This window comes from Rhodococcus sp. Q (genome assembly GCF_005503035.1).
GTDB lineage: Bacteria > Actinomycetota > Actinomycetes > Mycobacteriales > Mycobacteriaceae > Rhodococcus_G.
The window spans coordinates 75,653-95,075 of sequence record NZ_SCOY01000015.1; the positions used below are offsets into that span (position 1 = coordinate 75,653).

General features: G+C 69.5%; 21 protein-coding genes. 10 read left to right on the forward strand and 11 right to left on the reverse strand.

What is annotated here, in order from left to right; translation table 11 throughout:
• Positions 1-5: 5 nt before the first annotated feature.
• The 4 genes from FFS72_RS15785 to FFS72_RS15800 form a co-directional block, all read right to left on the reverse strand.
• Entirely contained in the window at positions 6-1,640 is a 1,635-nt protein-coding gene (locus FFS72_RS15785) for an ABC transporter permease (RefSeq protein WP_249353347.1), read from the reverse strand.
• The gene (locus tag FFS72_RS15790; RefSeq protein WP_137874828.1) at positions 1,637-2,563 is read right to left on the reverse strand and encodes an ABC transporter ATP-binding protein; all 927 of its coding nucleotides are present in this window, start codon (positions 2,561-2,563) and stop codon (positions 1,637-1,639) included. Before FFS72_RS15790 ends, FFS72_RS15785 begins: the two co-directional genes overlap by 4 nt.
• Complete coding sequence (locus FFS72_RS15795) at positions 2,560-3,258, reverse strand: TetR/AcrR family transcriptional regulator (protein WP_137874829.1); 699 nt, start codon at positions 3,256-3,258, stop codon at positions 2,560-2,562. The genes FFS72_RS15790 and FFS72_RS15795 overlap by 4 nt, the downstream gene beginning before the upstream one ends.
• Before the next feature lie 70 nt (positions 3,259-3,328).
• Complete coding sequence (locus FFS72_RS15800) at positions 3,329-3,940, reverse strand: O-methyltransferase (RefSeq protein ID WP_050063447.1); 612 nt, start codon at positions 3,938-3,940, stop codon at positions 3,329-3,331.
• A 314-nt stretch (positions 3,941-4,254) separates the two neighbouring features.
• Here FFS72_RS15800 and sigE point away from each other — a divergent pair, with 314 nt between their 5' ends.
• From sigE to tatB, 4 genes are all read left to right on the forward strand, one after another.
• Positions 4,255-4,935, forward strand: coding sequence for an RNA polymerase sigma factor SigE (gene sigE, locus FFS72_RS15805; protein WP_137874830.1), 681 nt, complete (start codon positions 4,255-4,257; stop codon positions 4,933-4,935).
• Between the two features lie 17 nt (positions 4,936-4,952).
• A complete protein-coding gene (locus FFS72_RS15810; protein WP_137874863.1) occupies positions 4,953-5,303 on the forward strand; it encodes an anti-sigma factor in 351 nt (116 codons plus the stop codon).
• Positions 5,304-5,375: 72 nt separating this feature from the next.
• The gene (locus FFS72_RS15815; protein ID WP_502704123.1) at positions 5,376-6,908 is read left to right on the forward strand and encodes a S1C family serine protease; all 1,533 of its coding nucleotides are present in this window, start codon (positions 5,376-5,378) and stop codon (positions 6,906-6,908) included.
• Between the two features lie 82 nt (positions 6,909-6,990).
• Positions 6,991-7,386 carry a Sec-independent protein translocase protein TatB gene (tatB, locus tag FFS72_RS15820; RefSeq protein WP_137874831.1) on the forward strand — a complete coding sequence of 132 codons (396 nt, stop codon included), beginning with the start codon at positions 6,991-6,993 and terminating at the stop codon, positions 7,384-7,386.
• A 69-nt stretch (positions 7,387-7,455) separates the two neighbouring features.
• Here tatB and FFS72_RS15825 read toward each other — a convergent pair whose 3' ends face one another.
• The 6 genes from FFS72_RS15825 to FFS72_RS15850 form a co-directional block, all read right to left on the reverse strand.
• Complete coding sequence (locus FFS72_RS15825; RefSeq protein WP_137874832.1) at positions 7,456-7,899, reverse strand: hypothetical protein; 444 nt, start codon at positions 7,897-7,899, stop codon at positions 7,456-7,458.
• A 170-nt stretch (positions 7,900-8,069) separates the two neighbouring features.
• Entirely contained in the window at positions 8,070-9,206 is a 1,137-nt protein-coding gene (locus tag FFS72_RS15830; RefSeq protein WP_050063163.1) for an Mrp/NBP35 family ATP-binding protein, read from the reverse strand.
• A 25-nt stretch (positions 9,207-9,231) separates the two neighbouring features.
• Positions 9,232-10,074 carry a lytic transglycosylase domain-containing protein gene (locus FFS72_RS15835; protein ID WP_137874833.1) on the reverse strand — a complete coding sequence of 281 codons (843 nt, stop codon included), beginning with the start codon at positions 10,072-10,074 and terminating at the stop codon, positions 9,232-9,234.
• A gap of 216 nt (positions 10,075-10,290) precedes the next feature.
• Positions 10,291-11,337 carry a lytic transglycosylase domain-containing protein gene (locus tag FFS72_RS15840; protein ID WP_137874834.1) on the reverse strand — a complete coding sequence of 349 codons (1,047 nt, stop codon included), beginning with the start codon at positions 11,335-11,337 and terminating at the stop codon, positions 10,291-10,293.
• 105 nt (positions 11,338-11,442) lie between these two features.
• A complete protein-coding gene (locus FFS72_RS15845; RefSeq protein WP_137874835.1) occupies positions 11,443-11,958 on the reverse strand; it encodes a DUF1003 domain-containing protein in 516 nt (171 codons plus the stop codon).
• Positions 11,951-13,222 (reverse strand): magnesium transporter MgtE N-terminal domain-containing protein, encoded by a 1,272-nt coding sequence (locus tag FFS72_RS15850; RefSeq protein ID WP_137874836.1) that lies wholly within the window; start codon positions 13,220-13,222, stop codon positions 11,951-11,953. The genes FFS72_RS15845 and FFS72_RS15850 overlap by 8 nt, the downstream gene beginning before the upstream one ends.
• Before the next feature lie 76 nt (positions 13,223-13,298).
• Here FFS72_RS15850 and FFS72_RS15855 point away from each other — a divergent pair, with 76 nt between their 5' ends.
• From FFS72_RS15855 to FFS72_RS15870, 4 genes are all read left to right on the forward strand, one after another.
• Positions 13,299-14,255: an HpcH/HpaI aldolase/citrate lyase family protein gene (locus tag FFS72_RS15855; RefSeq protein ID WP_137874837.1), complete on the forward strand. Its 957-nt coding sequence runs from the start codon at positions 13,299-13,301 to the stop codon at positions 14,253-14,255.
• 55 nt (positions 14,256-14,310) lie between these two features.
• Positions 14,311-14,802, forward strand: coding sequence for a YflT domain-containing protein (locus FFS72_RS15860; protein WP_050063451.1), 492 nt, complete (start codon positions 14,311-14,313; stop codon positions 14,800-14,802).
• Between the two features lie 18 nt (positions 14,803-14,820).
• Positions 14,821-15,921, forward strand: coding sequence for a winged helix DNA-binding domain-containing protein (locus FFS72_RS15865; RefSeq protein ID WP_137874838.1), 1,101 nt, complete (start codon positions 14,821-14,823; stop codon positions 15,919-15,921).
• 82 nt (positions 15,922-16,003) lie between these two features.
• Positions 16,004-16,594 (forward strand): suppressor of fused domain protein, encoded by a 591-nt coding sequence (locus FFS72_RS15870; protein ID WP_171018708.1) that lies wholly within the window; start codon positions 16,004-16,006, stop codon positions 16,592-16,594.
• Here FFS72_RS15870 and FFS72_RS15875 read toward each other — a convergent pair.
• A complete protein-coding gene (locus FFS72_RS15875; protein WP_137874866.1) occupies positions 16,589-17,659 on the reverse strand; it encodes a magnesium and cobalt transport protein CorA in 1,071 nt (356 codons plus the stop codon). The two genes, FFS72_RS15870 and FFS72_RS15875, sit on opposite strands and share 6 nt — an antisense overlap.
• A 237-nt stretch (positions 17,660-17,896) precedes the next feature.
• Between FFS72_RS15875 and FFS72_RS15880 the strand changes: the two genes are divergently transcribed.
• Both FFS72_RS15880 and FFS72_RS15885 read left to right on the forward strand, forming a co-directional pair.
• Positions 17,897-18,751, forward strand: a complete 855-nt coding sequence (locus tag FFS72_RS15880; RefSeq protein ID WP_137874839.1) for a PHP domain-containing protein — start codon at positions 17,897-17,899, stop codon at positions 18,749-18,751.
• A complete protein-coding gene (locus FFS72_RS15885; protein ID WP_171018709.1) occupies positions 18,748-19,131 on the forward strand; it encodes a hypothetical protein in 384 nt (127 codons plus the stop codon). The genes FFS72_RS15880 and FFS72_RS15885 overlap by 4 nt, the downstream gene beginning before the upstream one ends.
• Positions 19,132-19,423 lie beyond the last annotated feature (292 nt).

A 19,423-nucleotide genomic window follows, 5' to 3' on the forward strand; every position in this document is an offset into this window, starting at 1 on the left:
ACCCCCTAACGCAGGTCGCGGCGGCGGAAGGCGAGGAATCCCACCGCGATCAGGGTGGCCGCGATCGCGGTCAGCCAGAGGAGCGGAGTCGCGCTGAACTCGCCGCCGGGCAACTTCGGCGCGTGGCTGAAGGGTTCGAGGTTCAACGCCCACTGCGGGAAGTCGGCGACGGAGCCGACCAGGAACACCGCCAGGAACGCCACCAGAACACCCCACGCGACCGGGGCGAACCGGGGCACCAGACCGAACAGGGCGACCGTGACGCCCGCCAGCAGCCAGATCGCGGGCAGCTGCACCAGCGCCGCCCCGAGGATCCGCCACAGCACCGAACCGATGTCGCCGACGGCGGCTCCGTATGCCAGCCCGGCGCCCAGCCCGGCCACGGTCATCGCCACCGCGGGGCCGAGGATCGCGAAGGTTGTATGCCCTGCGGCCCAACGGATTCGGCCGACCGGGCCGGCCAGGACCGGTTCGATGCGCGCTGCGGACTCTTCGGAGTGCAGGCGCAACGCTGCGGAGATCGCGTACGCGGAACCTGCGATGCCGAGCATGACCATCGCGTACCCGATGAACGACAGTTCGAGCGACTCCGATCCGCCCATGCGCATGACCAGGTCGCGGATCGTTTCACTGTCGCCGAGCTGGTCGCCGACGCCTTTCGCCGCGCCGCCGATCAGCAGCCCGTACAGCCCCAGCCCCGCGGTCCAGGCGGCGAGGGTGCCGCGCTGCATGCGCCACGCCAGGCCGAGCGGCCCGGTGAGGGTGGGCGTCGCGTTGGGCGGGCCCAGCCGGGGCGCGATCATTCCCGCGCCGAGGTCACGCCGGTTGGCGAGCAGATACGCGAGTGCGGTGAGCCCGACCGCCGCGGCGAGCAGGGGTACGACCACCCACCAGCGCTCGTCGGCATACGGGCGCATCCGAATCGCCCACCCGAGCGGTGAGAACCAGGACAGTGTCCCGCTGCCCGCGTCCCCCACCGTACGCAGGGCGAAGGCGGTGCCGAGCACCCCGAAGGCGATCCCCCGGGCGATCCGGGCGCTGGCACTGAGCTGGGCGGCCACCGCGGCAACCGCGGCGAACACCGCACCGGACAGCGCCAGTGACACACCGAATGCGACGGATCCCCCGACGGGCAGGCCCCTGGCCAGCAGCGCCGCGGTGCACAGCACACCGGTGACCACGCAGGCCCCGAACGTCATCACCAGTGTTGCCGTCAGGCCGGCGAACCGTCCGATTGCGGTGGAGTCGAGCAGTTCGGCGCGCCCGGTCTCCTCTTCGGCGCGGGTGTGCCGGACGACCGTCAGGATCGTGGCGATCGCGATCAGTGTGAAGTAGGCGCTCGCCTTCCAGATTCCGACCGACCCGATGCCGGTGCCGAAGACCGGCCCGTACATCGCAAGCTGCGCCGGGCTGGCGTTCGTCGCGGCGGCGAACCGGGCGAGCTCGGCCTCGGTGGTGTAGATCCCTTCGATACTGGCCACGTACAGCGACGGAGCGACGGCGAACAGCAGCACCCACAGCGGCAGGGAGATCCGGTCACGGCGCAGGTACAGGCGCAGCAGAGCGGTGGTACCGGTCAGGTCACGGGTGGTCGTGGTCGTGCGTGGCGGGGGAGCGGGCCGAGTCGCGGTGGTGGTCATGCCCTCACCTTCTCCGTTTCCGTGTCTCGCTCCGGGCCCGACTCGGTCCGATAGTGCTGCAGGAAAAGCTCTTCGAGCGTCGGCGGCGTCGATACGAGGCTGCGGACGCCGGTGTCGCCGAGTACCCGGATCAGTGCGCCCAGGTTGTCGGCGTCGACCTGGCACCGCAGGGTGGTGCCGTCGAGGTGAACGTCGGCCACCCCGGGGAGCCGGTCGAGATCGCCGGGATCGCCGAGCAATTCGGCGGTGATGGAGGTGCGTCGCAGATGCCGCATGCCTGCGAGCGATCCGGATTCGACGGTGGCGCCCGCCCGGATGATCGTCACCCGCTCACAGAGCGCCTCGACCTCGGAGAGGATGTGACTCGACAGCAGTACGGTCGCGCCGCGGCCACGAGCCTCGGCTATGCATTCGCGAAAGACCTCTTCCTTCAAGGGATCCAGGCCCGAGGTCGGCTCGTCCAGCAGCAGCAGCCCGGCATGCGACGAGAACGCGGACACCAGCGCGACCTTCTGCCGGTTGCCCTTCGAGTAGGCGCGGGCCTTCTTCGTCGGGTCGAGTTCGAATCGCTCGATCAGCTCGGCGCGTCTGGCGGTGTCGAGACCGCCGCGCATCCGGCCGAGCAGGTCGATGGTCTCGCCGCCGGTCAGCGACGGCCACAGCGTCACGTCACCGGGCACGTACGCGAGGTCGCGGTGCAGGTCGACCGCGTCGGACCACGGATCGCGTCCGAACACCGTCGCCGTTCCGGACGTCGCGCGCAGGCTGCCGAGCAGGATCCGGATGGTGGTCGACTTCCCCGAGCCGTTCGGGCCGAGGAATCCGTGCACCTCGCCCTCACCGACGCTCAGGTCCAGGCCGTCGAGTGCACGGGTGCGCCCGAAGTGCTTGTGCAGGTTACGGACTTCGATGATTCCGGTCATCGAAACTCCTCGTGGTTGGTGTCGCCGGCGCTGTTGTGACGCTGGGCGACGATCGTGTCCAGGAAGGTGGTGTCGGTGAAGAGGCCCTCGGTGTAGAGCTCGAGTGCCGGGAGCATGACCTCGTCCGTGAGTTCGCGGAGGGCGCGGCCCCAGTCGACGGGGCCGTCCTGTTCTCCGCGCATCTGCAGGAAGAGCATGGTGCTGCCCAGTGACTGCATGGTGAGGTACCGGGCACGAGCCGCCGGATCACGGCTCGGTCTGAGGGTTCCGGCGGCGACGCCCTCCTCGAGGTACTGCTCGGTGTTGGCGACGAGGTGGTCGAACATCGTTCGGGCCAGATCGCCGCCCGACTGGTAGCTGCGGACGAGGTAGGCGACCAGGGATGCGTACCCCTCGATGTCGGCGAGCTGATGGAGTAGTCCGGCGGCGCTGGGCCGGGTCAGCGTCTCCGTCTTGGCCGCCCGGATCGCCCCGAGGACGTACTCGTCGCAGGCCTCGCGGAGGCCTTTCTTGGATCCGAAATGGTGGTTGACGAGGCCCGGCGACACCCCGGCGGCGGCCGCGACCTCCCGCACACCGGTGCGGAAGCCTCGGTCGCCGAACACGACGATCGCAGCGTCCCTGATCCGGGCCCGAGTGGTCAGGTCCGGGTCCGGTGTGCCGGTGGCGGTGTATCCGTTCAGGCTTGAACGCATGTTCAAAACGTTAAACGAGTGTTCAGCCCAGGGGAAGGGTTCGCCGCGTCAAGATGTCGTCAACGTGTTCTCAGCCTCGTGATGCGCAGAGCAGGCCGTCGCCTACGGGCAGCAGCACCTTGGTGAGCCGGTCGTCCTCGGCGATGGCGCGCGCCGCGGCCCGCACGGCGAGCGTGACGGCGTCGCGTGCAGCGGGGTCCGCGACACGCCCGCCGAGGAGCGCGTTGTGGAACACGATCACCCCGCCTGGACGCAGCAGGCGCACACCCTGCTCGACGTAGAGCGGATGGTCGGCCGGCACCGTGTCGACGAACACCAGGTCGTAGGAGCTGTCGGCGAGCCGCGGCAGCACGTCGAGCCCCCAGCCGTTGATGAGACGTGTGCGGCCCGTCGCGATCGACGCGGACCGGAACGCCTCCTTCGCGGCGCGCTGATGCTCCGGTTCGGGATCGATGGTGGTGAGTACGCCGTCCGGACGCATCCCGTCGAGCAGCCACAGCCCGCTCACGCCTGCGCCGGTCCCGATCTCGACGACGGTCCGCGCGGACAGCATCTGCGCGAACAGGCTCAGCAGCGCGCCTACCGACGGGGGTACCGGGTCGGCACCGAGGTCTTCGGCCCGCTCACGTGCGGAAACGAGAACGTCGTCCTCCAGGACGGACTCCTCGGTGTGGGCCAGCATCTGGTCGCCGTTGGTGTACACGAGCACGAGGTTATCGCTGTCGAGGTTCGGGCGTGTCGAGGCGCGCATGCTCGCGCTGCAGGACGGGACGTGCGGCCGCACATTCTCAGCCGCAACTCAGGTTGCTCACACGTCCCGCATACGCCGGTCGACAACAGTAAGGGCACACGCCGATCAGCACACCCGCCGATCGGCAGACAGCAGGAATCGCAGCGCCGGGAACAAAACGGACACTCCAGGAGTTGTCAGGTCACGTAGCGCGACGCCCGCGCATTTCGCTTCCAGCTGTCCCGAGCAGGAGGTCATCCATCTCGATGGTCAACGCCCCGTCCGACGTCGACACCACACCCGCCGACATCGACTCCGAGGTCCTGAACAGCACCGCCGCTGAGTTCTTGAGCAGCACCGCCGGTGAGGTCCTCAGCGGCACCGCCGCGTTCGACGCCAGCGGAGACCAGTCGGCGATGCCGTCCTGGGACGACCTCGTTCGCGAACACGGCGACCGTGTGTACCGGCTGGCCTACCGGCTGTCCGGCAATGCCCAGGACGCCGAGGATCTGACCCAGGACACCTTCATCAGGGTGTTCCGTTCGCTTTCCAACTACCAGGCGGGCACCTTCGAGGGGTGGTTGCACCGCATCACGACCAACCTGTTCCTGGACATGGTTCGTCGCCGCAACCGCATCAGGATGGAGGCGCTGCCCGAGGACTACGAGCGGGTGCCGTCTCAGAACCCGAACCCCGAGCAGGTCTACCACGACGCCCGGCTCGACCCCGACCTCCAGGACGCACTGGACTCCCTCGCGCCCGAGTTCCGCGCCGCGGTCGTACTGTGTGACGTCGAAGGCCTGTCCTACGAGGAGATCGGTGCCACACTGGGCGTCAAGCTCGGGACCGTGCGCAGCCGGATCCACCGCGGCCGCCAGGCGTTGCGGGACCACCTGTCCGCGGCGCAGGTGGCGCGCGAACTCGAGGCAGGGACGACAGTCGCGTGAGTGTGCAGGAGGAGCGGATGACGCAGGGCCGCGGGCCGCGCCGGTTCGGTTCGACAGAACATCTGGCCAGCGAGGCCGTTGCCGCGTACGTCGACGGCGAGTTGCAGATGAACGCCTACCTCCGGGCCTCCCAGCACCTGTCCGAGTGCGCGGAGTGCGCGGCTGCGGTCGATGCCCAGCAACATGCCCGGGTCGCGCTCCGGCAGTCCGGCGAGATCACGATGCCGGTGTCCCTGCTCGGTGTTCTCAGTCGGATTCCGACCTGCCAGCCCGCCGACGAACCGGCCTCCGATGCCGCCCGGACCAGGCGACGCACGGGATTCACCGCGTCCTCCTATTCGCTGCCGACGTGGCGTCGGCGCCGCTGACGCGGCGCACCGTGAACGACGGGGACCTGGCGCTGGTCTGTGTCACCGGGCACGTCGGTGATACTGGGTGCCGTGACTGACGCCATGGAGCCGGAGGGGACGCAATCGCGGGCGCCCGAGTCGGAGCAGCCCGATGCGAGTCCGGTGAATGCGACGACCGAGGCGGAGGACGGAGCGCCCCGGCGTCTGGCACCGCGGCCGCTGTACCGGCCCACCGTCGACCCTGTTTCCGCCGCGGCGTTCGGGCGGCCCGACGGCGTCGCGGACTCGTTCGCCCCCACCCGCCCCGCAACCGAATCGTCCCTGGCGGTCCGCCCGCCGGACCCGTCGATCGTGGAGGCGTACGGCCGTCCCGAGGGCGAAACACAGACGATCCAACGCGGACCCGCTGACGACGCGGACGGCGGCGAGACCGCCGGCCCGCCGGCGGATCCGTGGCGTGACCCGACCGCCGCGGTGCGCCTCGGCGGTGCGGCGGTCGACACCCCCGCACCAGCTCCGCTGGCGCCCGCCCCGAAACTCGGTGTGCGGGAAGTGCTTCTGGGTGACCGTGTCGCACCGCGCGCACTCGCGGCACTCGCCGGGGTCGCAGTCGTGATCGGGCTGGCGGGTGGCATCGTCGGGCGGATGACGGCGGAGAACGTCGGTGCGTTGACCAGTCAGAAGGTCGAGCTGACGCAGTCGACCGGCGATGACCGCGAGATGGGGCAGGTCGCGAAGGTTGCCGAAGCGGTGCTGCCGTCGGTGGTGTCGATCCAGGTCGCGCTGGGGGACCAGTCGGGCACCGGCTCCGGTGTCGTCGTCGACGGCGCCGGCTACATCGTCACCAACAATCACGTCATCTCGATGGCGGCGACGGATACCGCCAACGCCACCCTCCAGGTGGTGTTCTCCGACGGCACCCGCACGCCCGCGACGATCGTCGGCCGCGACACCAAGACGGACCTCGCCGTCCTCAAGGTCGACGTCGGGAACCTGACAGTCGCACAGCTGGGCAAGTCCTCGGACATCCAGGTCGGTGACGACGTCGTCGCCGTCGGCTCGCCGCTCGGCCTGAGCAAGACCGTCACCAGCGGCATCGTCAGCGCACTGCACCGGCCGGTGCGGCTCGGCGGGGAGGGAACCGACACCGACGCCGTGATCGACGCGGTCCAGACGGACGCCGCGATCAACCCGGGCAACTCGGGTGGACCGCTCGTCGACGCGGAGGGCCGGGTCGTCGGCATCAATTCGGCGATCCGCTCCGAGAGTGGCGGTTCGGTCGGGCTCGGGTTCGCGATCGGGGTCGACGACGTCACCCGCGTCGCCCAGGAACTCATCCGGAACGGCGTGATGCACCATCCCGAGATCGGCGTCAACGCGCGATCGGTGACCAACGAGCAGACCACGGGCGCCCAGGTGGCGAACGTGCAGTCGGGCAGTCCCGCGCAGCAGGCGGGCATCGTCGAGGGCGACGTGATCGTCCGGGTGGGTGACCGCGACGTCGCCAATGCCGACGAGTTGGTCGTCGCGGTGCACAGCACCGAAGCCGGCCAGCCGGTCGCGGTGAAGCTGATCCGGTCGGGTCGCGAAGTCGAGGTCCAGGTCACGCCGGTCTCGGACTGACAGCCCGGGCGTCGGCTGTGACCTTCCGGTGAATTCCGGGTTCAGGGGTACGCCCGGGCCGGGTGGCACGTAGTCTGGTCACGTGTTTGGCAATATCGGCTGGGGCGAGTTCATGATCCTGCTCGTCGCCGCGCTCGTGATCCTCGGACCCGAGCGCCTTCCTGGCGCCATTTCCTGGGTCAGCAAGGCGCTGCGTCAGGTGCGCGATTACGCAGGCGGCGCCACGGCGCAGCTGAAGGACGAACTCGGTCCGGAGTTCGACGACCTGCGCAAGCCGCTCTCCGAACTGAACCAGCTGCGCGGTATGACGCCGCGCGCAGCCATCACCAAGCATCTCCTCGACGGTGACGACTCGATCTTCACCGGAAACTTCGACGACACGAAGTCATCCGGAGGATCGGGGTCCGCGCCGAAGCAGAAGCCGACGACTCCGCTCGCGGAGGGCGACACGCCGCCCATCGACGTCGACGCCACCTGACGGCGTCCCTCGACAATGCGACGAGCCCCGTCCCGGGCATCCGGGACGGGGCTCGTCGCATGTCGAGGATCAGGAGCCGAACAGTTGCTCGATCAGGCCCGGCTCGCCGGACCAGCCGCTACCGGTGTCGAGCGAGCCGAAGAGCGGACGGATCTCCGCGGGGGCGACCAGGTCGCGGTAGGTGATCGTGTAGACCACCTCGTCGTCCACGGTGCACACGTGCCGAACCTCGTAGGTGCCGTCAGGCACGCCGCCCCACGAGTAGCCCTGCCAGCCGTCGTCGCCCGGGGAGGTGGGCGCCACGTCCTCGACGACGTTTCCGGTGGTCTGATCGAACAGCGTCGCGCCGCACAGCGTGCCCAGCGGAACGTTCTCGACCGATGCGGTCACGTCGTTCTCGATCACGTCTGCGGTCGACGTGATCGACGCGGCCGACGCGGTGCCGGTGGAGAGCAGGAGCAAGGGTGCGGTCGCGGCTGCGGTGAGAGCCGTGCGCACGAGGAGAGTCGTCATACCCGATCCGTTCCTTGTCGCTGGATGTCGCGATCGCCGCGACACCGTGGAGTGAACCATCGACCGATGGTTCGCAACAGAAGGTAACAATGAGGATGATTCGCAGGGGAGCGAATCGGACATTTGTCAGTGTCGGGCGGTAACGGTTTCTCGGGATATCAGGTTCCGGGCTACAGGTGCCGGGTGGTGTCGATGCCGAGGGACATGCCCGCCAGGCCGCGGGCGCGGACGGACAACTTGTCCGCGATGCTGCGCAGTGCGGCGCCCGCGGCGGAGTCGGGTTCCGAGAGGACGATCGGGACGCCGGCGTCGCCGCCTTCACGTACGGACTGCTCCAGCGGAATCTGACCGAGCAGCGGTACCTGCGCGCCGACTGCGCGGGTGAGGCGGTCGGCGACGGTCTGACCGCCTCCGGATCCGAACACGTCCATGCGGGTGCCGTCCGGCAGCTCCATCCACGACATGTTCTCCACGACACCGACGATCCGCTGACGGGTCTGCAGCGCGATCGAACCCGCCCGCTCGGCAACCTCGGCGGCCGCCTGCTGCGGCGTGGTGACCACGAGGATCTCGGCGCCGGGGATGAGCTGCGCGACGGAGATCGCGACGTCGCCGGTACCCGGCGGCAGGTCGAGCAGGAGGACGTCGAGGTCGCCCCAGAACACGTCGGCGAGGAACTGCTGCAGCGCGCGGTGCAGCATGGGTCCGCGCCACACGACGGGGGTGTTGCCCTGCGTGAACTGCGCGATCGAGATCATCTTCACGTCGTGCGCGATCGGCGGCATGATCATCCGCTCGACCTGGGTCGGCTTCGCATCGGTGCCGAGCATGCGGGGGATCGAGTGACCGTAGATGTCCGCGTCGAGGACGCCGACGGACAGGCCCTTGGCGGCCATCGCGGCGGCGAGGTTGACGGTGACCGACGACTTGCCGACACCGCCCTTGCCGGACGCCACCGCGTAGACGCGGGTGAGCGAACCGGGCTGCGCGAACGGGATGACCGGCTCGGTCGACTCCCCGCGCAGCGACTTGCGCAGTTCGGTGCGCTGCTCGTCGTTCATCACGTCGAGTTCGACGCGGATCGCGCCGACGCCTGCGACGTCCGCGACGGCCTTCGTCACCCGTTCGGTGATCTCGGTGCGCATCGGGCAGCCTGCAGTGGTCAGGTAGATGACGATGTCGACGCTGCCGTCGTCCTCGAGCGTGACGCTCTTGACCATGCCCAGTTCGGTGATGGGCTTGCGGATCTCCGGGTCGAGCACCTTGGCGAGGGCACCACGAACGTCGGACTCGGTCACTGCAGACATGCCACCAATGGTAGGTGCCGCCCTCTCAGTGGATTCGCGGCAGGTCGGCCGAGCTCGGGTTGACCCCCGTCGAGTAGGCGAGTGACCAGGCGGTCACGTTCGCGACGTAGGCCATCGAGTTGTTGTAGCGCAGGATCGCCTTGGTGGCCGACACGATGTCGCGCATGTTGGTTCCGCCGTCGCACAGGTAGCTGGCGGTGGACGCGGCCGCGTCGTAGAGGTTCTGGGGGTCGGCGACGCCGTCACCGTTGCCGTCGGTGCCGTAGAGCGCCCACGTGGACGGAATGAACTGGGTGGGGCCGACTGCGCGGTCGTAGACGGTGTCGCCGTCGAGCGCGCCGCCGTCGGTGTCCGTGATGACGGCCTGGCCGGGGAGGCTGCCGTCGAGGGGCAGGCCGATGATGGGTTCGATCAGGTTGCCGCGCTCGTCGGCCTTGCCGCCGTTCGCGTGGCTCGACTCGACCCGGCCGACGCCCGCGACCTGCATCCAGGAGATGCCGCACGTGGGGTTGCGTTCGGCGAGTACGCGTTCCGCCGACCGGTAGGCGTCGTAGTTGATCGCGGGGATCCCCAGCGGGCCCTCCGGCAGCGGTGCGGGCGCGGCCGCCGGGGCGGGCGCGGGAGCGGCGGCGAATGCGGGGGTCGCGGTGGCCGGCTCCGGGACGATGGCCTCCGGCTCCGGTGCCGGTGCTTGTTTCGCGGGAGCGTCGGTCAGGGGCGACGCCTTCGCTGTCGTGAGAAACGGCAGGACGATGGTCGCGCCGCCGGCATTGGCCGCCGCGACCAGTCCGGTCGGGACGAGTCCGGCGAGTGCGATGACCGAGTTGCGTTTTGCCTTCGACTCCGTCGGTTTGCTGTGGCGACCCACGTCGTACCTCCTGCGGACCCGCCAGGGAGGGCCCAGTCGTTCGGTGAACGCAGGCGACGCTACCCGATTCGCAACATTGCCGTTATGTAGTCGTGATCTTTTCGAGCGGAATTTCGCCACGAACCGCCAGGTGAAGACGGTAAAAGATAGGGTCTCAAAATTATCTCGACACGCGCGTTTCCGATGACGACGAGATCACGGCCCCGACGGGCCGGGTCAGGCCGGCGGGCAGAAGGCCAGGCAGGGCAGGGGTGGCAGGGTCGGCAGAGCGGGAAGCCCCGGGATCAGTGGCGGCGCAGCGGCTCCCGGGGCGGCGGTGCCGCCGATTCCGGCAGCAGCGGCGGCGTCACGCACCACGTCCTTGTCGTTCGGCGCGGGAACGGGCGTCGGCTCGGCAGGCAGACCCGGCTCGACGGGTACGTCACGGATCTCACCGGGCTCCGGCGTACCGCCCTCGGCGTAGGCCGTCGACCACCCGATCACGTTCGAGGCGTACGCGAGGGAGTTGTTGTATCGCAGCACGGCCCGTTGCTCCTGGTCCGGCTCGCGCAGGTCGAGTCCGCCCGAACACAGGTAGCGGGCGGCGGCGAGCGAGGCGTCGAACACGTTGTTCGGGTCGGCGCGGCCGTCGTCGTTGCCGTCGGCGGCGTACCGCGCCCACGTGCCGGGGATGAACTGCATCGGCCCGACCGCGCGATCGTGTGCCGGATCGCCGTCGACGGCGCCGCGGTCGGTGTCCAGGATGACGTTGTTGCCGGCGAGAGTCCCGTCGAGGCGCGGTCCGAGGATCGGCGTCACCGTCGTCCCTGCGGCATCCGTACGGCCGCCGCCCGCGTGACCCGACTCGATGCGGCCGATGCCCGCCAGCAGATGCCAGGTGACGCCGCAGCCCGGCGTGTCCGCCGCGAGCGTCGCCTCCGCCGACCGGTAGGCGCCGAGCACCAGTTCGGGGATGCCGAGCGATCCGATGGTCACCGGAATCGGTGTCAGTGAGCCGCTCGGCGAGGCGAGCCGTTCCGCGACCGCGGGCGGTAGGCCGAACGTCACCGGTGGGGGTGGGATGTAGGCATGTGGCGCGCGCGAGAGCTGCGGCGCGGGTTCGAGCACCCCGACGACGCCCCCAGGTGGGGTGTCGTCGGATGCGACGGTGGTGACCGCCATCGGCGCGACCTCGGTCCCCGAGGCGCCCACGACCGACGTGCCCACCGCCACGCCGCAGAGCAGCGCCGCCGCGGCGATTCCCGCCAGGCTCCTCACCTGCATTCGCAATCCCCCGGGTCTCGTCGCGCCGGGCACCCCACCCGTTATGTGACCGAGGTTACATAACGGAAACGTTGCTCGCCGGACGTTCGGGCGAAGCCTCGGGGTTCACCGGCTCGGCCGCGGGTCCTCCTCGTCGTCGCGTGCGGCGAGGAGCGACTTGATCTCCTCCAACTCGCGGCGCAGGTAGTCGCGGGTCGCGACCTCGCCGACCGCGAGGCGAAGCGACGCCAGTTCGCGCGCCAGGAACTCCGTGTCGGCCTTCGTCTGCTCGGCCCGCGCCCGGTCCTCCTCCAGCGAGACGCGGTCCCGGTTCTCCTGCCGGTTCTGTGCCAGCAGGATCAGCGGCGCCGCGTACGCCGCCTGCGTGGAGAACGCCAGGTTCAGCAGGATGAACGGGTACGGGTCCCACTGCAGGCCGATCGCCGCGACGTTGAGAATGATCCAGACGATCACCACCACTGTCTGGATCAGCAGGTACTTGCCCGTGCCGAGGAATCGGGCGATGGATTCGCTGACGCGGCCCACTGCCTCGACGTCGATGTGGAACCCGCGCCAGCCCCCACCCGGTGTCTCGAGGCGGGCCCGGGCGCTCTGCGCCGCGGACGGACGCTTCTCACTCATCGACGCTCTCCTCTTCGCGCCAGTCCTCCGGCAGCAGGTGGTCCAGGACATCGTCGACGGCGACCGCGCCGAGGAGGTGGCCCTCGTCGTCGACCACGGGCCCACAGACGAGGTTGTAGCGCGCGAAGTAGCGCGTCACCTGTGCCAGGGGGTCCTCGGGGGAGAGCCGGATCAGGTCGGCGTCGAGCAGCCCGCCGACCAGCGACGCGGGCGGCTCTCGCAGTAACCGCTGTATGTGTACGCAGCCGAGATAGCGTCCGGTCGGCGTGGAGATCGGCGGGCGCACCACGAACGCCATGCTCGCCAGCGCGGGCGTCAGGTCGGGATGGCGTGCCCTGGCCAACGCCTCCGCGACCGTCGTCGCGGGGGTGAGGATCACCGGCTCCGGCGTCATCAGGCCGCCCGCGGTGTCGGGGGAGTGCTCGAGCAGCCTGCGCACCGGCTCCGAGTCCTCGGGGTCCATCAACTGCAGCAGCGATTCGGCTTCGGTCTCGGGCAGTTCGCCGAGCAGGTCGGCCGCGTCGTCCGGGTCCATCGCCTCGAGGACGTCGGCGGCGCGTTCGACTTCGAGGTGTGTCAGCAGGTCGGTCTGGTCGTCCGTGGGGAGTTCCTGCAGCACGTCCGCGAGGCGTTCGTCGTCGAGTGCGAGTGCGACCTCGTGCTTGCGCTTGTCGGGCAGGTCCCGCATCGCGTTCGCCACGTCCGCCGGCCGCATGCCCTCGAACTGGGCGAGCAGTTGTGACACTCCTTGCCCCGGGAGGTCGAGTTGCGAGTTCGTCAGGCCCTGGACGTGCTGCCACGCGACGACGTGGATCGGTGAGCGTCGGGCCAGCCCGGCCCTCGGTTTGCGGACGGCGACGCGGTTGACCACCCAGTCGCGGGTGCGTGTCAGCTCGATGCCGAGGTCGACGACGAGGACGTCGACGCCGGCGAGATCGTCGAGTTCGGGGTCGTCGACGCGGACCTTGGTGTCGACGACCTGGGCGAGAGCGAGGACCTCACCGGGCTTCTGCGTGAACTTGCGAAGGCTGACGCTGCCGGTCAGCGTGACGGATCCGGGTTCGACGGCGGTGACACGCAGCATCGGGACGAAGATGCGACGCCTCGTCACCAGTTCGACGACCAGCCCGAGTACTCGGGGCTGCTGGCGTCCGATGCGGATGGTGATGACGACATCGCGGACGCGGCCGATGGATTCGCCGTCGGGTCCGAGCACGACCAGGCCCGCGAGCCTGGCTGCGAAGACCTTGTTGACTGCTGCCATGATGACAAGGCTAATTGGCGCGGTGTCCGATCGTGGGATCGCGGACGCTGCCACGGTTCACGGTCGGAGGTCCACGATGGTGCAGGCACGTCCGCGGCGATCGGTACTCGCCGTTCCCGGCAGCAGCCGCAAGATGATCGAGAAGGCGAAGGGCCTGCCCGCGGACGAGGTGTTCCTCGACCTCGAGGACGCGGTGTCGCCGCTCGCAAAGGCGCAGGCGCGCACCGAGATCGCGGACGCGCTCGCGTCGGACGGGTGGGGCTCGCAGATCAAGGTGGTGCGCGTCAACGACTGGACGACGCAGTGGACCCACCGCGACGTGGTCGACGTGGTGTCGGCTGCCGGTGCACACGTCGACGCGATCCTGCTGCCGAAGGTGGTCGACGCCAGCCACGTACAGGCACTCGACCTGCTGCTTACCCAGGTGGAGAAGGAGAACGGTCTCGAGGTCGGACGGATCGGGATCGAGGCGCAGATCGAGAACGCGATCGGCCTGACCAACATCAACCAGATCGCGACCGCGAGCCCGCGGGTGCAGACGCTGGTGTTCGGACCCGCCGACTTCATGGCGAGCATCAACATGCGCACCCTCGTCGTCGGCGAGCAGCCCGAGGGCTACGACACCGGGGACGCGTACCACCACATCCTCATGACGATCCTCATGGCGGCCCGGGCGCACGGCCTCGAGGCGATCGACGGTCCCTACCTGCAGATTCGTGATGTCGACGCGTTCCGGCGGGCCGCTGCGCGGTCGGCTGCTCTCGGCTTCGACGGCAAGTGGGTGCTGCATCCCACGCAGATCGACGCCGCCAACGAGGTCTTCAGTCCGCGTCAGGAGGACTACGACAAGGCCGAGATGATCCTGGACGCGTACGAGTTCCACACCTCCGCCGCCGGTGGTGCGCGCGGCGCCGCCATGCTCGGCGACGAGATGATCGACGAGGCGAGCGCGAAGATGGCTCAGGTGATTGCTGCGAAGGGCCGCGCCGCCCGGATGACACGCACGACGCGATTCGATCCGGAATCTCCGTAAACTGGACATGGGCACGCCCGCCGGGGTGTGTCCGCCCGGACGAAAGCAGGAGTCGATGCCCAATCCACTCGGAACGCCGAATCAGCCCGGACGGGGCGGACTTCCGACGCCGCCCACGGGCTGGCCGATCGGCTCCTATCCCACGTACGCAGAGGCGCAGCGCGCCGTCGACTACTTGTCGGATCAGCAGTTCTCGGTCGAGGACGTGACCATCGTCGGTGTCGACCTGATGCAGGTCGAGCGGGTGCTCGGGCGCCTCAGCTGGGCGAAAGTCATTGGCGGCGGCATCGTTTCGGGTGCCTGGCTCGGCGTGTTCCTCGGTCTGCTTCTCGGCCTGTTCACAGACAACCTGCTCGGTCCGCTGATCGCGGGCATCCTCGGCGGCATCGTGTTCGGTGTCATCTCGACGACCATCCCGTACGCGGCGACGCGGGGCACCCGCGACTTCGCCTCGACCATGCAACTGGTGGCGGGACGCTACGACGTGCTCTGCGAACCGAAGACGGCGGAACGGGCCCGCGACATGCTGGCCAAGCTGGCGCTCTGACGGCGCGTGGGGAGCGGCGTGCGGACCACACTCGACGTCCGTGAGTTGGGTCGAGCGACCCTCGCGCGGCAGTACCTGCTCGAACCGACGGACACGCCGGTCGAGAAGGTGGTGCGGCACCTGTACGGCCTGCAGGCACAGTCGCCGACCGCGCCGTACTTCGCGTTGTGGGCCCGGGTGGCGGGTTTCCGCCCCGAGCAGCTGTCGGGGTTGATCGAGGACCGCGCGGTCGTGCGAATGGTGTCGATGCGAGGGACGGTGCACGCGCTGACGGCGGCGGATGCGCTGGAACTGCGGCCCTGGACGCAGCCGATCATGGACCGCGACCTCAGGACGAACTCGCAGCACTCCAAGGCCCTGGCCGGTTTCGACCGCGAGGCACTGGAGTCCTGGTCGCGGGCACTGCTGGAGGAGACCCCGTCGACGCTGGCGGCCCTGCGGCCGCAACTCGCGCAGCGGTGGCCGGATCGCGACCCGGCGGCGCTCGCCCACGCCGTGCGGGATGTGCTCCCGTTGGTGCAGGTTCCGCCGCGGGGACTGTGGGGCCGGTCGGGGCAGCCGGTCTGCACGACGTTGGAGCATTGGACGGGATCTGTTCTCGCCGAACCGGATCCGGAGAGGATCGTGCTGCGCTACCTCGCGTCGTACGGTCCGGCGTCGGTGGCCGATGCGCAGGCGTGGTCGGGTCTGACGCGGCTCGGTGAGGTCTTCGACAGGTTGCGGGCCCGGCTGCGGGTGTTCGGCGGCCCGGACGGTGTCGAACTGTTCGACCTGCCCGACGCGCCGCGTCCGGGCGGGGACGTTCCCGCGCCGGTCCGGATTCTCGCACCGTTCGACAGCCTGCTGCTCTCGCATGCGAACCGTTCCCGGGTGTTCGACGACGCGTATCGCCGGGTGCTGTTCACCGTCAACGGCATCGTGAAACCGACGCTGCTCGTGGACGGCAGCGTCGCAGGCCACGTCACGCTGAGCGCCGACCGGAGCGGTGCGGCCGTCGACGTCACGCCCCTGCGGTCGTTGTCGGCGCGGGTGGTGTCGTCGGTCGAGGCGGAGGCGTTGCGGTTGCTCGCGTTCACCCACCCGGGGCTCGATCACGAGGTGCGCGTGGGTTCGCTATGACCTCACGTACCGGGCCGCCCGCCGTGAGATGCGGGTCACACCGCCCGTGAGCGGGCAAAACGGTCACCGGGTGTTAGATGGGATGGTGATCGACAACGTTCTGACCTCAGTGCGCGCTCACCTGGTCGAGCGCTTCGGTGGACCCGAGCCGTCCGCTGCCTCGGTGACGTTTCTCGGCCTCGAGCCGCTCGAGGTGCTCCGGTTCCCGGCCGACTCCGAGGATGTCGTCCGCTATGCCACCCTCGGCTGCTCCCGGCACCCGATGGCCGATCCCAGCGACCTGGTCGCCGATCCGGTCCGCGGCCCGAGAGCCGAGCTGGTCCTGACCCTGCGCGGCGGACTCGACGTGGCGTCGGGCGTGCACCGGTCCCTCGCCATACTCGCCGCGGCGCCTGCGGTGGAGGGTGTCGTCCTCGCCGTGGACGGACTCCTCGACCTCGGCGAGCCTCTGTGGAAGGGTGCCCCGTTCACCGCAATCTTGTTGGGGGACAGTGCCGTCGAGTCACTCTCCCTGCCGGAGCCTGCGGACCCGGTGCAGTTCCTGGACGCGGTGCCGATCACGGGAACCGAGGCGGCGTGGGTTCGGTTGCGCGGTGCGGCGGCGCTCCGCGACGCATGGGCCGAAGCGGGAATCGACGTCCGAGATCCGCGACGTGGCCAGGCGTCCCTATAGCCAGTTGTTGCGCCGGAAGGTGACGAACAGTCCGATGCACGATGCCGCGATGATCGTCAGGATCGCGGGATAGCCCAGCGTCCACCCCAGTTCCGGCATGTGCTCGAAGTTCATGCCGTAGATACCCGCGAGCATCGTCGGGACCGCCGCGATCGCAACCCATGCCGAGATCTTGCGCATGTCGGTGTTCTGCTGCACCGCGACCTTCGCGAGCGCCGCCTCCACCAGGGTGCTCAGAATCTCGTCGAACTCCGACACCCGCTCGGCGACGATCGTGTGGTGGTCCTGCACGTCGCGCAGGTATCGCCGAACCTCCTTCGGCACACCGAGGCTCGGTTCCTGACTCAGTCGCTGCAGTGGTGTGCCGAGCGGTGTGACCGACTTGCGCAACTCGACGATCTCCCGCTTGAGGAGGTAGATCGAATCGACGTCGATCTGGCGGACGCTGAACACGTCCTCTTCCAATAGGTCGACGTCGTGTTCGACGAGATCGGTGACGGCCAGGTAGCTGTCGACGACGTGGTCGGCGATCGCGTGCAGGACCGCGCTCGGGCCACGGGAGAGCCGGGACGGATCCGCGTCCATCGCGGCGCGCACCCCCGCGAGCCCGGAATGGTCGCCGTGCCGAACGGTGACGACGAAGTCGCGACCGAGGAAGATCATGATCTCCCCGGTTTCGACGATTTCCCGCGCCGTGGAGATGGAGTCGTGCTCGACGTAGTTCACGGTGCGCAACACCAGGAACAGCACATCGTCGTACACCTCGAGCTTGGGTCGCTGGTGGGCGTGCACCGCATCCTCGACCATCAGCTCGTGCAGGCCGAAAACCTCTGCTACGGAATTCATCTGGTGCACATCGGGAGCATGCAGGCCCACCCAGACGAAGCCGGCTCTGCGCTCACGCACCTCCGCGAGCGCGGCCGAGTGGGTGAACCGTCCCGGCAGGCGGTGTCCGTCGACGTAGACCCCGCAGTCCACGATGGCGCGGGCGGCGGGAACGCGGATGGCGGGCAGGGGAGGACGCGCTGCGCCGCGCGACGACCGGAGCGACGGGATCGGCGGCATGGACGGCACGGGCGGCACCTCCCGGTCGCGGGGATTGTTGCTGCTCATCCTATGTCGCGACTGTCGCGGTGCGGCACCCGGCGGCCGGGCGAACCGGCTTGGAGCGTCCGGTGACGGCGCCGTCCGGCCTGGAACCGCCCGGCGGCGGCGCCGTCCGGCCTGGAACCGCCCGGCGGCGGCGCCGTCCGGCCTGGAACCGCCCGGCGGCGGCGCCGTCCGGCCTGGAACAATGGCGGGGTGCGTATCGACCTCCACACCCATTCGACCGCTTCGGACGGCACGGACAGCCCCGCCGAGGTGGTTCGCGGTGCCGCGGAGGCAGGGTTGGCCGTGGTCGCGCTGACGGATCACGACACCACCGCCGGATGGGCCGAGGCGGCCGCTGCCCTCCCGTCGGGAGTCGCCCTGGTCCGGGGGATGGAGATGTCCTGCACGGGACGCGGCGAGGACGGCAGGCCGGTCGCCGTGCACCTGCTGGCATACCTGTTCGACCCCACGAACGACGCGTTCGCCCGGGAACGTGAGCGGCTCCGCGCCGAGCGGACCTCGCGGCTGCGCGCGATGGCCGAGAAGATGGCGGCGGACGGACTGCCGATCGACCCGGCTGCGGTGATGGCCGCCGCGGGCCCGGCGGTGGGGCGCCCGCACCTGGCCCGCGCGCTGGTCGACGCGGGTGTCGTCGGGTCGGTCGACGAGGCGTTCGCCGACCTGCTGCGGACCGGTGGCCGGTACTACGTGCACAAGAACGACACCCCACTCCCGGACGCGGTGCGGATGGTCGCGCAGGCCGGCGGCGTCAGCGTCCTTGCGCACCCGCGGGCCTCGTCACGCGGCAGGCTGATGGACATGGACCAGATCGGCGAACTCGTCGCGGACGGGCTCGGCGGGGTGGAGATCGCGCATCACGACCACGGTGCCGCGGACCAGCGGATCCTGCGCGGCATCGCGGCCGACCTGGACCTGATCGTGACCGGTTCCTCGGACTACCACGGTCGTAACAAGTCGGTGGTCCTCGGTGAGTTCGTCACCGACCCCGGCCAGTACGACCGGATCGTGGCGTCGGCGTCCGGGGCCGGCGTGGTGACCGGATGAACGGGTACCGGGTCGACGAGTACGACCCCGACCGCGAGCCGCCGACAGATGTCATTCGCACCCCCGGCCGGCCCGTGCCGGGCCGTGCCGGGGCGAGTCGACGTAGTGGCCCGGCCCGCGCACTGCAGGGGCTCAGCGGCTCGGTCGCGGCGGGCGTCGTGGTGCTCGCACTGGTGGTCGTGGTGACGGCCTGGCTGGGCCCGCGTCGCGGGTTTCCGGGGCCGGGCACGGAGTCGGTGGTCGCGCACGTCGTTGCGGCGGTCACGGTCGTCGTGGCCCAGCGGTACGCCGACCATCGCCGGGGTGGTGTGGCCGTCATCGGGTCACTGCTGGTGTTCTTGGTCACAGGGGCTCTGCTGTGGACACAGTGGTGGGGTTAGCTCACCGAATTCCGTGTTCACCAGTGAGATTTGCCAGCGGTGAGCAGTCGATGGCAGACTTGTTGCACCCCAGAGCCGGTGCCACCGCCCGGCGGGGGCGCGAAGTCGATTTCAACAAGCAGCAGATTTCAGTACCCGAGCCCACCCCGCTCGGCGTCATCGAACCTCACAGGCGCGTGCCCATCCAGTAGACCGATCGGGCTCCGATCGTGCACCCTCTGAGCGTTCACCAGAAAGTACGAAAACCTGCGGCTGCGTCGAAAAACAACCTTCGCCGCTGCTACTTCCCAGT